General features: G+C 53.3%; 12 protein-coding genes. 7 read left to right on the top strand and 5 right to left on the bottom strand.

All coding sequences use genetic code 11. The features are described 5' to 3' along the window. Window positions 1-45 precede the first annotated feature (45 nt). Window positions 46-603 carry a methylated-DNA--[protein]-cysteine S-methyltransferase gene (locus QMG16_RS07340; RefSeq protein ID WP_281793323.1) on the bottom strand — a complete coding sequence of 186 codons (558 nt, stop codon included), beginning with the start codon at window positions 601-603 and terminating at the stop codon, window positions 46-48. Next, the gene (locus QMG16_RS07335; RefSeq protein ID WP_281793322.1) at window positions 596-1,249 is read right to left on the bottom strand and encodes an MBL fold metallo-hydrolase; all 654 of its coding nucleotides are present in this window, start codon (window positions 1,247-1,249) and stop codon (window positions 596-598) included. The genes QMG16_RS07340 and QMG16_RS07335 overlap by 8 nt, the downstream gene beginning before the upstream one ends. Window positions 1,250-1,470: 221 nt before the next feature. Here QMG16_RS07335 and QMG16_RS07330 point away from each other — a divergent pair, with 221 nt between their 5' ends. Further along, on the top strand, window positions 1,471-2,298 hold the full coding sequence (locus QMG16_RS07330) for a 50S ribosomal protein L11 methyltransferase (RefSeq protein WP_281793321.1): 828 nt from the start codon (window positions 1,471-1,473) through the stop codon (window positions 2,296-2,298). A 44-nt stretch (window positions 2,299-2,342) separates the two neighbouring features. On the opposite strand, the gene QMG16_RS07325 is transcribed toward QMG16_RS07330, so the two are convergent. Next, a complete protein-coding gene (locus QMG16_RS07325; protein WP_281793320.1) occupies window positions 2,343-4,118 on the bottom strand; it encodes an SLC13 family permease in 1,776 nt (591 codons plus the stop codon). A 663-nt stretch (window positions 4,119-4,781) separates the two neighbouring features. Here QMG16_RS07325 and QMG16_RS07320 point away from each other — a divergent pair. The 4 genes from QMG16_RS07320 (at window position 4,782) to QMG16_RS07305 (ending at window position 7,989) form a co-directional block, all read left to right on the top strand. After that, window positions 4,782-5,747 carry an ABC transporter substrate-binding protein gene (locus tag QMG16_RS07320; protein ID WP_281793319.1) on the top strand — a complete coding sequence of 322 codons (966 nt, stop codon included), beginning with the start codon at window positions 4,782-4,784 and terminating at the stop codon, window positions 5,745-5,747. A gap of 22 nt (window positions 5,748-5,769) precedes the next feature. Next, window positions 5,770-6,663 carry an ABC transporter permease gene (locus tag QMG16_RS07315; protein ID WP_281793318.1) on the top strand — a complete coding sequence of 298 codons (894 nt, stop codon included), beginning with the start codon at window positions 5,770-5,772 and terminating at the stop codon, window positions 6,661-6,663. 36 nt (window positions 6,664-6,699) lie between these two features. After that, a complete protein-coding gene (locus QMG16_RS07310; RefSeq protein WP_281793317.1) occupies window positions 6,700-7,494 on the top strand; it encodes an ABC transporter ATP-binding protein in 795 nt (264 codons plus the stop codon). A 177-nt stretch (window positions 7,495-7,671) separates the two neighbouring features. Then, window positions 7,672-7,989 carry a hypothetical protein gene (locus QMG16_RS07305; RefSeq protein WP_281793316.1) on the top strand — a complete coding sequence of 106 codons (318 nt, stop codon included), beginning with the start codon at window positions 7,672-7,674 and terminating at the stop codon, window positions 7,987-7,989. A gap of 100 nt (window positions 7,990-8,089) precedes the next feature. Here QMG16_RS07305 and pyrF read toward each other — a convergent pair whose 3' ends face one another. Next, on the bottom strand, window positions 8,090-8,818 hold the full coding sequence (gene pyrF, locus QMG16_RS07300) for an orotidine-5'-phosphate decarboxylase (RefSeq protein ID WP_281793315.1): 729 nt from the start codon (window positions 8,816-8,818) through the stop codon (window positions 8,090-8,092). Window positions 8,819-8,856: 38 nt separating this feature from the next. After that, complete coding sequence (locus QMG16_RS07295) at window positions 8,857-9,201, bottom strand: PilZ domain-containing protein (RefSeq protein WP_281797060.1); 345 nt, start codon at window positions 9,199-9,201, stop codon at window positions 8,857-8,859. Between the two features lie 992 nt (window positions 9,202-10,193). Between QMG16_RS07295 and QMG16_RS07290 the strand changes: the two genes are divergently transcribed. Together QMG16_RS07290 and QMG16_RS07285 are read left to right on the top strand one after the other, a co-directional pair. Further along, the gene (locus QMG16_RS07290) at window positions 10,194-11,327 is read left to right on the top strand and encodes a class II glutamine amidotransferase (RefSeq protein WP_281793314.1); all 1,134 of its coding nucleotides are present in this window, start codon (window positions 10,194-10,196) and stop codon (window positions 11,325-11,327) included. Next, window positions 11,291-12,952: a glutamate synthase-related protein gene (locus tag QMG16_RS07285; RefSeq protein ID WP_281793313.1), complete on the top strand. Its 1,662-nt coding sequence runs from the start codon at window positions 11,291-11,293 to the stop codon at window positions 12,950-12,952. The genes QMG16_RS07290 and QMG16_RS07285 overlap by 37 nt, the downstream gene beginning before the upstream one ends. Window positions 12,953-12,985 lie beyond the last annotated feature (33 nt).

Below are 12,985 nucleotides of genomic sequence, written 5' to 3'. Positions count from 1 at the left end.
ACAGAGATTCAGCGAAAATCAAAAAACTGTGCTCAAATGATCCGGTCACCTGTTTCCCGATCTTCCCAACCCGGCACCCCGCTCCAACTTCAATAATGCCTCCTTGATGTCCAATCCCCCGGTATATCCCCCAAGTTTTCCCCCCACGGCCAGTACGCGGTGGCAGGGAATGAGGATGGCGACGGGGTTGCTGCCGCAAGCCTGTCCCACGGCGCGAGAGGCTCGAGGTTGCCCGATGGCCTTGGAGATATCCAGGTAAGAGCGGGTCTCCCCATGAGGGATATCGCAGAGGGCTTTCCAAACTTTCCGGCGAAAGGGCGTGCCTTTGCTCACGTCGAGAGGCAGAGGGGGAAGGGGAGTGCCGTGAGTGAGATACTCCAGGACGGCTTTTTTTGTTTCCGAGAGCAAAGGGGGCGGAGCGTCCGGTTTGATTTTACATCCCGGGTATTCTCTGCCCATGATTTCCTGCTCTTGAGACTCCGATGGCTGGACCGGGCCGCAGAAGTGAAGGAGGCAGATGCCTTCGGGACCGGCTGCCGTGAGAATCCAGCCCAGAGGCGACGAAAATGTGATTGTGGAAAAAAGCCTTTGTCCGCTAGTCATTTTCCGTTATGAAGTCCGTAATGTAAGGGTTGGTTTTCATTTCATGGCCGACGGTAGAGTGCGGGCGATCACCGTAGTCGTGGCCCGGCCATACGATGGTTTCGGGAGGCAGGGTGATGATTTTGGTTTCGAGGGAGCGGAGCAGCTCATCGAAGGATGCTCCAGGGAGGTCGGTCCGGCCCACGGCACCCACAAAGAGAGTATCGCCCGTAAAGAGATTGCCGTCGATGAGAATGCAGCAGGCTCCGGGAGTATGGCCGGGAGTGTGAAGAAATCTCATGGTGAGGTTTCCGAAGGAAAGTTCGTCGCCGTCCTGAACCTGAATGTCCGCAGGGGAAGAGTTTTCAAAGCCCATCATCCTGGTAAAGGCTTTACTTTCCGGGCGCTGGAAAAAGACGTCGTCCAGGGCATGCATGACCACCTTGGCGCCCGTTGCCTCTCGCAACCGGTCATTGCCGCAGGTGTGGTCGGCGTGTCCGTGAGTGTTCACGATGTACTTGAGTTTCACTCCCTTTTCCTGCAGAATCTTGAGCAAACGGTCTGTATCTCCCGCAGGGTCGATGAGGATGCCTTCCATGGTTGTCTCATCGTAAACCAGATAACAAAACACTTCCATGTTGCCGACGGGTGTTTGTATAATCTGCATCTTTTTCTCTCCCCTGAATTCCGTGTGAGGATGTCATGAGTCCTTCTCTCTGCAGCCAACAAAATGGACCATCTGGATCAAAAAGTCAAAGGTCCCGTGTGTACTTGGGAAGCCCGGGTCCGGAAGATAAAATTCATACAATATCTTAAAATTATATGCAGAAGCAAAGCTCCGCTGGAATCATGTCGAGTGATGGAATCGCTGTACTTACGGGATACTCTATGGAAAATTCAAACAACCTCCCTCAACACCTATTTGTCTATGAATGCCGGGGACCTCGTTCTCCTGGAACGGAACCCGCCTTGCCGGGATTTCTGGGGCTCTGGCCTGAACCGCCTTTTTACTACCTCTTTTTTGATCGCGAATCGGAAAGTGCAGTGAAACATTGGATTCAGGACCAGTCCGGATGGATACTGAACGGGGCCTACAGCCTGGATTACGAGCAGTGGCAGCATGTGTCACTCTCTGACCAGCGGGTAGGACCATTTCTCATTCATACGGGAAAAGATGAAGAAGAACCGATTCATCCCGAGGGGGGCTATCTCATCCGCATGAATCCCGGCCTGGTATTTGGGTCGGGCCTTCATCCCACCACCAGGGGTTGTCTCTTGACGATGGCTGAGCTTTTCAAGGCGGTTCCGGTGAAAACGGTTGTGGACCTTGGCACGGGAACGGGAATCCTTGCCATCGCCGGTGCGCTGCTGGGAGCCACCCGTGTTGTGGGACTGGACTGCATCCCTCTCGCAGTGGCTGTTGCCCTGCAAAACGTCCGTGCGAATCATGTGGAAGAGAGAGTGAAACTGCTCGTGGCACGGGAACTGGAAGTGCTGCGGGAACCTTCCGACCTCCTTCTCATGAATATCGAATGGCCCTGCCTGCGCGAAGTGCTGAGGGGATCGGAATGGCGCAGGTATCCAAGGGTCATCATGAGCGGTTTTCTGGCTGCCCAATGGAAGGAGTTCGAGGCGATGCTTCCGTCCGGTCACCGGGTTGAACGGCGGACATCCATAGAAGACTGGATGACTGCGGTCATATCCGGGATGTTTTGACCTGCAGGTTCCAGTAGGATGAGAACATTTTCCGCCCGGAGGCATTAGAGGGGCCAGAACCACATGATCAGAGGGACGGCCACTCCTACGACCAGCACGGACAGAGGGAGTCCCAAACGCCAGTAGTCGCCGAACCTGTATCCGCCGGGAGCCATTACCAGCGCGTTCGATTGATGGCCGATCGGGGTCAAGAACGCGCAGGAAGAACCGATTGCCACCGCCATCAGGAGTGGGTCAGGGGAGGAGCCCATGCCGTGCGCCACACCAATTGCGATGGGGGCCATCAAGATCGCGGCGGCGGCATTGTTGACCACGTTCGAGAGCAGCATCGTTCCGACCATGAGAATTGCAAGAGTCTCCGCCGGAGAGGAAGAGCGAGCGACCCGCAGCAACTGATCGGCAATGAGTTGGGCTCCGCCGGTGCTTTCAAGCGCTTGCCCTACGGGGATCATGGCTGCCAGCAGCACGATGATGGGCCAATCGATGCTCTTATAGGCTTCCTTGAGAGTAAGAAGTCCGCTGAGCACCATGACAACCGCCGCTCCGACCAGGGCGACCTGGGCAGGCAGCAAATTGAACGCGACCAACGCCAGGGCCGCGACAAAGATAGCGGCTGCCAGGAAAACCTTTCGTGGTTTACCGATGCGCAATCCCCGCTCCGCAAGCGGCAGGCATCCCCAGGCAGACAGGGCTGCCTGCAACGAATCCGTGCGGCCCTGCAGCAGTAGGATATCCGCGATATTGAAACGGATCTTGCTCAGCCGCTCCCGCACCCGCTGCCCTTGACGCGCCACCGCGAGCACATTCACGCCATAACGTGCGCGCATATCGAGGTTGGCTGCCGTACGTCCAAGGAGCAGGGATTCAGGGGCGACGATGGCTTCAATGATGCTGACATCGTCGGCCCCGAGATCTCCCTTACCAATGTCGCCGCTTTCGGCCAGTTCAAGACCTGCGGCGTCAATCATGCCCTTCAGGCTTTCGGGATCGGTTTCGACCATAAGAATATCGCCCGCCTGAAGAACTGCATACATGGAAGGCGCCATGTGCCGCTGTTTACCGCGGAAAAGTCCGACAATGGTTACGTCCGATTCACTTTCCATCAGGGAAAGCAAATCATGGAGGGTTTGACCGAGGACCTTCGAATGCTCGGTAACGCGGACTTCGCTGATATAGTCACCGATTTGAAAAAGTTCCTCCGGTGTTCCCTGTTTTTCCCGCTTTGGCGTGAGTCGCCAGCCCACCAGGGAGATAAAGAGCACTCCAACCAAAGTGATCCCTATCCCCACGGGGAAGAATTCGAACATTCCGAAGGGGGGCGCTCCCGTTTGTGCTCGATATGCGGCAATGATGATGTTTGGTGGCGTTCCGATCAAAGTGATCGTACCGCCGAGCAATGAGCCGAAGGCTAAGGGCATGAGCAATAGGGAAGGAGGGCGACTGCTTTGGCGCGACATCCAGATGGCAACGGGCATGAGCAACGCCAAGGCGCCCACGTTGTTCATGAATCCGGAGCACAGCGCTACAACCCCTGTGAGTGTCGCCACCTGGATCATGGGCTGGTTTCCCACCCGTCCGAGGGATTGCGCGATAGTATCCACAACACCGGCATTGAGCAATCCGCGGCTGAGCACCAATACGGCCGCTACCGTCACGACAGCGGGGTGTCCGAAGCCCGCGAAGACCTGATCGGTCGGGGTCAGGCCGGCGACAGCCAGCAGGGCCCCCAACGCCACAAGGTCGTAGCGCCAGCGGTTCCAGACGAACAGGACCAGCGTTGCCGCGAGAATGCCAAACACTAACAATTGTTCGGTATTCATGCTGAGGGCTCCAATCCGTCAGAAAGTGAGAAACGGGCCACAGCCATTCCCTCGCCGTTGTCGCATAGGAACAATGCAGCATGTACCCCATGCTGCATTGCATGAGAAAATCAATATAAAATATTCATAACATACTTAATGTGACAATGTCGCATTAATTCCAATCCGTTACTGGGAAATTCGGAATTTGTCAACTGAAGACTCTTCCCTTGTTGGAAACCTCCCGATCCAAGGTTCTTGCACATGGGCGGTTCCCTGAAGGCCGATTCAGCCTCCCCTTCCTACGGCGTGCAAAATGTGCCCGCCCGCGGTTAATCTCTTGCTTTGTTTGGTCGGTTCAGTTATGGGGAAAATGTCTTGCCTTACGGAAGAGTTTATGATCAGTTTTTCGCAAGGGTGGGAGAACGTTTAGTTGTAATGTGCCACCCGGTTTTATTGTCTTGGATTTGCTGCTGCGGCGCTCATCCAAAAATTTCCCTCGGCTCGTTTCAGTCCATTGGGGTGAAGAGGGTTTGGATGGGTTCTTAGAGCCTATCTGAAAAACCGATCTTCGGCAGCGGACATCCCCCTTCAATTCTCTTCTCGAGGGGTGACTGAGGGGGACAAAGTCCATAGGAGGTTTCCGGATAGGCTTTTGTTTACCTTTCAATGGGGGAGATTGCCATGATGCGTTTCTGGAAGAGCTTTCTGACCTTAGTTTTGGTTTTGGGCATGGCAGGGATTGCTTCTGCGGATGAGAAGAAAATCACCATCGGGATTTCACAGATTGTGGAACACCCGGCGCTGGATGCCGCAAGGAAGGGCTTCATCGATGCTCTGAAGGACAACGGATACGTCGAAGGGCAGAATGTAACTTACGATATTCAGATTGCCCAGGGGAATATGGCTACGGCTAACAGCATCGCCAAATCCTTTGTGGGAAACAATGTAGATCTCATTTATACCATCGCGACCCCCACTTCTCAAGCGTGTGTCAACGCTACTAAAACCATTCCCATTGTGATTTCATCCGTTACGGACCCCGTGGGGGCAGGGCTCGTGAAGAGTCTCGAAGAGCCCGGCGCCAATGTTACGGGAACTACGGACCGGAGCCCTGTGGACCGGCAGATGGATCTCATTATCGAGATCGCCCCCAAAGTGAAACGGCTGGGTGTGATCTATAATTCCGGTGAAGACAATTCTCTGACCTCCCTCAAACAGATCAAGGAAGAAGTCGCCAAAAGGAATATGGAAGTCGTGGAGGCTCCCGTGAGCAATTCCAGCGGCGTGTTCCTGGCGGCCAAGAGCCTGGTGGGCAGAGTGGACGCCGTTCATATCCCGACCGACAATACGGTGGTTTCGGCATTTGATGCTGTTGTGAAGGTATGCACCGACAACCGGATTCCTCTTTTTGCCGCAGATATCGATTCCGTACCCCGCGGAGCCGTTGCGGCGGTTGCCATCGATTACTACCGCCTTGGGCGGCAGAGCGGGGAGATGGCCGTACGGATTCTGAAAGGCGAAAATCCCGGTACCATGCCTGTCGAGACCCTCAAGGATCTGAAGCTGGTCGTGAATAAACAGGCGGCCGAAAAAATGGGAGTGACCCTGCCCGAATCCGTTTTGAAACGTGCGGACCAGGTCCTTTAGCACAATGAGGTTGCTGTAGGATATGTCTCTTTACACTTTTGTAGGCTCCATCGAACAAGGTCTGGTTTATGCCGTCATGGTGTTGGGAGTTTATCTCACCTTCCGTGTGCTGGACTTTCCAGACCTCACGGTGGACGGGACCCTTCCCCTGGGAGCGGCTGTAACGGGAAGCTTCATGCTCCAGGGGTGGGACCCCTTTACCAGCCTTGGGCTGGCCATGGTGGCAGGAGCGCTTGCCGGGTGCGTTACGGCTCTTCTGGCCACGAAGCTTCGCATCATGAGCCTTCTGGCCAGCATCATCACTATGACCGCCCTTTATTCCATCAATATTCGCATCATGGGGCGGCCGAATCTGGCGCTTCTCCATCAGACGACCATTTTTGATGCGCTCGCTTTTCCGGGAATTCCGCGGTATCTTGTGGCGCCACTGATCTTTCTGGTTGTGGCGTTAGGCTGCAAAGTGGTCCTGGACATTTTCCTGCACACTCACCTGGGGCTCGCTCTGCGTGGAACAGGGGACAATCCTCAGATGATCCGCTCACAAGGGGTGAACACCGACAACATGATCCTCATCGGTGTGAGCCTTTCCAATGCCCTGGTGGCTTTGGCCGGCGGAATGGTGGCCCAAAGTCAGGGGTTTGCCGATGTGGGAATGGGGATCGGCACTATTGTAGCGGGCTTGGCCTCGGTCATTCTTGGGGAAAGTCTGGTGGGGAAACAGAGTGTTCTGCGACAGACACTGAGCGCCATTGTAGGGTCTCTCGTTTACCGCTTCGCCATTGTGGTGGCTCTTTCGTATCAGGTAGGTTTCCTGAGGCTGACGCCCAGTGATCTCAACTTGATCACGGCCATTCTGGTGGTGATCTGCCTCATGTTTCCCATGCTCAAGAAACGTGTGCGACGGATACACGCTTGAATGCCTATCGCATGGGTGGTGGCCAGGAGTTGAATTTTGCTCGAAATAAGAAATCTCAGGAAAGTCTTCAACGAGGGAAGCATCAATGAAGTGGTGGCAATCCGTTCCGTGAACTGCCTGGTCCAGAAGGGAGACTTCGTAACGGTGATCGGGAGCAACGGAGCGGGAAAGTCCACCCTCTTGAACCTCATTGCCGGGACTTTCCTTCCCAGTGGAGGCGATATATTCATTTCCGGAGAACGCGTGACCCAATGGCCCGAGCATCGCCGGGCAGCCTACATCGGCAGGGTTTTTCAAAATCCCCTGACGGGTACATGCGCTTCCATGACCGTTGAAGAAAACTTTGCCCTGGCCGGCCGGCGGGGGAAAAAGCCGGGACTGCGCTGGGGGGTGACCCGTCAGGACCACAAAGCCTTTCAGGAAAGAATCCGCCTTCTGGGACTGGGGTTGGAATATCGTTTGAAGGACAAAGTGGGGTTGCTTTCGGGGGGACAGCGCCAGTCTCTCACCCTCCTCATGGCCACTCTACAGAAACCGCGTTTGCTACTCCTCGATGAACATACGGCGGCGCTGGACCCTCCCACGGCCGAGCAGGTATTGAAACTGACCCGGGAGTTGATCCTGGAGATGGGACTTACTTCCATCATGGTGACTCACAACATGAGGCATGCGCTGGAATTGGGAAACCGACTCATCATGATGCACGAGGGGGGAATCATTTTGGATGTGGCGGGTGAGGAAAAAAAACGGCTGACGGTGCAGGACCTGTTGAACGAATTTGCCAAGCTCAAAGGCGATGCCGTAAGTGATGACAAGATGCTTCTGATTTGAATTTGAAGTGTTCATTTGTTCTGAGAGGAATCCTTTATTGTCTTTATTGGATAGCAATTGACGAATATTATGCGAGTACTTAAATTAATTAAGTAAAAAGTGGAGCTTCATATTCCGTGGAGGGGTGTGAAGCGTGGAGGTTTTCAATAGCACAACGCAGAAGAAAGGTGGAAAACGATGAAAGCGGGAATGATTTTTACTGGATCGGGCCCGATACTCGTTCTGACCGCCTGTGAGTCGTTGACCGCTCCCAAAGTGACAATGCAGTTGAGTGCAAAAGGGATCACCAGATATATTGCTTATGAAATTCCGCTGGACATGGTCAAGGAAAAATACGGAAAACATTTTTCTGTGGTGATGGGCGACTTGAAGCAGTCGAATGATTTACGGGTCGTCGATGAAGAAGGACGGCGGGTTTTTTATAATTTTCCACTTGAAAAGCTGGAAAATCCCGTGTGTTACGAGGAAACGACACAGATCCGGAAGGCCGCCTGATTTCAGTATCCGAAAGATGTGACGTTCTCCCGAGAAAAAATAAAATTTGCAGCGTGTTATGATGCGGGGTAAAGAATACCCCGCATTTTTTATGTAGCTATCATGAAATGATCTGTGATCGTTCTTCAAGAGCTTCCTGGATTTGAGCCTGCATTCCAGCTATGAGCCGGAGGGGGTCCGGAGCCTGCCGGATAGGGCGTCCGATAACGACATAATCGGCCCCGTTCAGGAAGGCCTCTTTCACATCCACTGTTCTCTTCTGGTCGTCCGTCCGGTTCAGTACCGGTCTCACTCCAGGTACAACGACCAAAAACTTCTCACCCAACTCTTTTCTGAGCTTGGGGGCTTCCAGGCCGGAGGAGACGATTCCGTCGCAGCCATGTTGCAGAGCCCTCCGGGCGCGGGAAAGAACGAGTTCTTCCGGTGAGCATTGAAAACCCAGGTCGTGAATATCCCCCTGATCCAGGCTGGTGAGAACCGTAACGGCCAATATTTTAACATCGTGCTTGGCTTTCGCGGCCGCTTCAAGGATGGCGTCGTTTCCGTGAACCGTTGCCAGGGAAATGCCCCGTCCCCTGAGTTGAGCGACGGCTGAGGCAACTGTCTGGGGAACATCGAAAAACTTGAGATCCACCATCACTTCCAGGCCGCGTTTCACAATCCATTCGATGATATCGAACCCGCCTGCCAGAAAAAGCTGCAGACCGACCTTAAAGAATTTCACACGCTCCTCCAACTTTATGACCCATTTTTTGGCTTCGTCGGAGGATTCAACGTCCAGGGCGAAAATGATGCGTTTGTCGATGTCGATGGCTTTTAAGGATGTCATGATTTGATCCATTCGCTGATAAACCCGTGAAAGAGCAGTTAGGGAAGGAGATAAAACGCCAGAGCTTTTGGGACATTTGGATCGCAAAATTCTCCACCCACCCGGGAAGCGGAGACGTGCTTCAATTCGACGGTTAAAACCAATGGTGTGTTATGAGCGTCGTCCAGAGCGAATTCGAGTCTAACGATATCCCCTTCCCGCAGATGATGGGTATCCTGAGTTCTGAACCTCAGGCCCGTGCGGGAAATGTCTTCGATCTCCATTCTTCCCGAATCCATGGGATATTCGAGTTTCGAATAAATACCGGAAAGAAAGACCGATTTCCGATAGTGTCTTCGTCTTTGAAAGGTAATGAGAAAGCTGAACCCGCAGTTGCATTTCACTCTAATGGGTTTGGACTGTCCCAAGAATTTTGAAGCATCGGTGATTTTTTCCTTACCACATCGGGAACACAAAATTACGGCTCGATTTTCATTGTTTACAAAAACTGCTTTTGGAACCAAATTTCCATGCCTCCCTGCGTATGTGTCTATTATTCTGGAATCATTCAATTTGTCCCCCCCATAATGAGGGACCCCCCCAGAACCGGAGCAATTGATGCCGGAATTGGATTGCCGCGAACATAAAAAAGCCCCAGAAGGCGATAACAAACCCTGTAAGAATTTGCAATGGTTTAATCCTGTGTGAGACCTGCGAAGGGGAAAACTTGCAGGATATCTGGAAAGGGTTTGAAAATTGAGTTATGTTTGATGGCTGTCTGATTTGAGGCACCCGAAGTATGAAATGGCTACGGTTTTCCAGTTTTTTCGTAGGGTTGAACTTCTTCCTTTTGGTTTTCAGGGAAATGCCGCTGGATCCATTCAAAAAATGCGGTTGGTCCGTTTCAAATGGACTGAGAGGCTCTAAATTTTTCATTGCAAACAACTCAATGAATTTGGTAGTTTACTAGATTCCTGCTATGAAATATAATTCTGACTAAAAACGAAATCCCATGCGGGAGGGAAAAAGTTGCCGGCAGCGTTTCGAATCGAGATGCACGGAAAATGATCCTTCCATTATTATTGGAAAATGTTAAAGATTCAACGTTTATGGATTCGTAAGAAGTCGTCATTTCGGTGGAAACCGGGGTCCAGGATTTTTGTAATTTGCTAAAAGCACCGGATTTCGGCTTTTGCCGGCATGACGAAATAACGGTTTTCTGGGATTTTTGCGAGGCCATCAACGTTTAGTGTCGCGCTGATGTGGGGGCATTGCTCGGCGGGAACCCAAGAGAAAGATCTACCGGGGAAACCTTGTGTCCGGTTCACAGTGCGGTTCGTTCAGCTCATTTGATTGGAATGAGCTTATTTGAGTTAGCAAAGGAGAAGTGAGTGCGATGTGTCGTTTATTCGCAGTGACGAGTGAAGAGCCTCAGTCTCCCATCATGGCGATTCGAGCTCTTGATGTGATGCGTGAGGGACATGATGGTTCAGGTGTAGGCCTGTTTTTAAGTGATTTGGGTGGTCCTTTCGAGGAACTCAAAGGGGCGCCCATTCTCTCGGGCATTTTCACCAATGAGGGCATGAAACGTCTGGATCAGTTCATGATCAACATTGGATTCATGACCAAGTACAAAATGTCCATTAAGGTTCCCAAAACTTCACCCCCACCGGGGGTCCCCAAGCGTGACAGGTATCTGATTCGGGCTTATGAATACCCGGAAAGCTGGGAGGGTCTGAGCCAGGAAGAAATTGACTACCGTTTGATGATGATCCGAATCCAGCTCCGCCAGATGGGCGATGAGAATCAGGACATGATCGTTTACAGCTTCTGGCCGGATGTGATCATGATCAAGGAACTGGGAGATCCCATGACGGTTGCCGAATACCTCCAGCTGGATCGCGAGGAGCTCCAGGCGCGCGTCATCATGGCCCAGGGAAGGCAGAATACCAACTACGCCATCAATCTCTATGCCTGCCATCCCTTCTTTATCCAGGGCATTTCCACCATGACCAATGGTGAGAACACAGCGTTCATTCCCATCAGGGAGTTTCTCTCATCGCGGGGCTTTCCCGGGTACATGGGCTATCAATCGGATTCGGAGGTTTTCACGCACATTCTCCACTACACCATGAATCGCCTGGGACTCGGCATCGAAGCCTACAAGCATATCATTACCCCCCTGCAGGACAAGGATTTGGAGCAGCATCCCAATGGCGGACTGTTGAAGGAATTGAAGCACTCCTGTCGGCGTCTGATCATCGACGGGCCGAACTGTGTGATCGGTGTCCTTCCGGACAAGTCGGTGTTTATGGTCCAGGACCGCAAGAAATTGCGCCCCGGCGTTGTGGGGGGCAGACCCGGGCTCTACGCCTTCTCTTCGGAAATTTGCGGTCTGGATGCCTCTATCCCCGATCGTGACAAAAGTAAAGACTTCCAGCCCATGCATCTGGATACTGCAATCGTACGGCCTGACCGTCAGGAGGTTAAAATATGCAATCAAATGGACTCATTACCCCTTCCACACTGAGCGTCAAAGACCTGCCGTGGCAGATTCACTGGCAAAAGGACAAGTGTACCTTGTGCGGGCGCTGCACGGCCGTCTGTCCTGTACACGCCATCGAGCTGGGGGTTCACAGGAAAAGATCCATTCAGGTACCCGCTCTCGCGGAGCTTGGGCTCAACAAGAAGGCCCCATCCAACGTTTACGAGGTGTACTACGGCATTCGCCAAAAGACGGATCCGGCTTACGCATGTGTGGGATGTGCCACCTGTTCCCTGGTTTGCCCCAACGACTGCATCATGCCGGTGCGTTCCGATGAAATGGACAAGTTCAGATTCCACCTCAACAGGGGAGGGCAGCCCCGGAGCCGCGGAGGCCGCAGGAATGTTCCCGATGCCATACAGGGTGGAGTCCTCGACCGCATCAAATTCACTCGAATTTCCATGCTGACCGACCCCGCTCTGGATGCGGGCCGTCACGAATTCGAGCTGCGGACTCTTCTGGGCAGGATCCTGCCTCCCGAAGAGAACCTCAAGCTCTACAACGAACAGGGTTGGATTCCTCCCGTACGGGAAATCTATCCCCTCATGATCGGAAGCATGTCCTTTGGGGCCCTTTCCCCCAACATGTGGGAAGGACTCCAGATGGGGGTCGCCTACCTCAACGAGGAAATGGGTATGCCCGTGCGTATGGCCACCGGTGAAGGCGGATGCCCGCCGAGGCTTCTGCGGTCCCGTTTCCTCAAATATGTCGTTTTGCAGATCGCAAGTGGCTACTTCGGTTGGGACGAAATCATTCATGCGCTCCCCGAAATGAAAGAAGATCCCTGCGCCATCGAAATCAAATACGGCCAGGGAGCCAAGCCCGGCGACGGCGGGTTGCTCATGTGGTACAAGGTCAACAAGCTGATCGCAGCCATCCGCGGTGTTCCCACGGGAGTGAGTCTGCCGAGTCCTCCGACGCATCAGACTCAGTATTCCATTGAGGAATCCGTGGCAAAAATGATCCAGTCCATGTACATGGCCTGGGGATTCAGAGTGCCCGTGTATCCTAAAATTTCAGCCAGTTCGACGTCTCTTGCCGTCTTGAACAACCTGACGCGCAATCCCTATGCGGCTGCCCTGGGCATCGATGGTGAAGATGGTGGAACAGGCGCCGCCTACACCGTTTCCATGGATCACATGGGGCATCCTATTGCCAGCAATATTCGCGACTGCTACCTGAACCTAGTCGGGCTGGGCAAACAGAACGAAATCCCACTCATTGCAGGTGGAGGCATCGGCAAGAACGGGAAACTGGCAGCCAATGCCGCGGCTCTCATCATGCTGGGAGCCAGTGTCGTGCAGACGGGCAAATACATCATGCAGGCGGCCGCCGGTTGCGTGGGTTCGGAAGCCGATCGCTGCAACATCTGCAATATCGGCCTCTGCCCCAAGGGCATTACGTCTCAGGACCCTCGCCTCTATCGTCGCCTGGATCCGGAGAAAGTGGCGGAACGAGTGGTGGATGTATTCCTCAGCTTTGACATGGAATTGAAGAAGATCATGGCGCCTCTTGGCCGCTCCACTTCACTTCCCATTGGAATGTCTGATGCTTTGGCGATCAACGATAAGGCGGCAGCCGATCGTCTTCAGATCAATTATGTGGTGTAGCAAGCAGCGCGTGAAGGACGGTTTTCGACGGAA

The sequence above is a fragment of the Desulforhabdus amnigena genome (assembly GCF_027925305.1).
Lineage (GTDB): Bacteria > Desulfobacterota > Syntrophobacteria > Syntrophobacterales > Syntrophobacteraceae > Desulforhabdus > Desulforhabdus amnigena.
This window is presented reverse-complemented; position numbering and strand designations above follow the sequence as displayed.

Bases quoted from the DNA above. Each gene is read 5' to 3' on its own strand.
- QMG16_RS07330 (WP_281793321.1), top strand. From the start codon at position 1,471: ATGGAAAATTCAAACAACCTCCCTCAACACCTATTTGTCTATGAATGC.
- QMG16_RS07340 (WP_281793323.1), bottom strand. From the start codon at position 603: ATGACTAGCGGACAAAGGCTTTTTTCCACAATCACATTTTCGTCGCCT.
- QMG16_RS07320 (WP_281793319.1), top strand. From the start codon at position 4,782: ATGATGCGTTTCTGGAAGAGCTTTCTGACCTTAGTTTTGGTTTTGGGC.
- QMG16_RS07305 (WP_281793316.1), top strand. From the start codon at position 7,672: ATGAAAGCGGGAATGATTTTTACTGGATCGGGCCCGATACTCGTTCTG.
- QMG16_RS07325 (WP_281793320.1), bottom strand. From the start codon at position 4,118: ATGAATACCGAACAATTGTTAGTGTTTGGCATTCTCGCGGCAACGCTG.
- QMG16_RS07285 (WP_281793313.1), top strand. From the start codon at position 11,291: ATGCAATCAAATGGACTCATTACCCCTTCCACACTGAGCGTCAAAGAC.
- QMG16_RS07290 (WP_281793314.1), top strand. From the start codon at position 10,194: ATGTGTCGTTTATTCGCAGTGACGAGTGAAGAGCCTCAGTCTCCCATC.
- QMG16_RS07335 (WP_281793322.1), bottom strand. From the start codon at position 1,249: ATGCAGATTATACAAACACCCGTCGGCAACATGGAAGTGTTTTGTTAT.
- pyrF (WP_281793315.1), bottom strand. From the start codon at position 8,818: ATGACATCCTTAAAAGCCATCGACATCGACAAACGCATCATTTTCGCC.
- QMG16_RS07315 (WP_281793318.1), top strand. From the start codon at position 5,770: ATGTCTCTTTACACTTTTGTAGGCTCCATCGAACAAGGTCTGGTTTAT.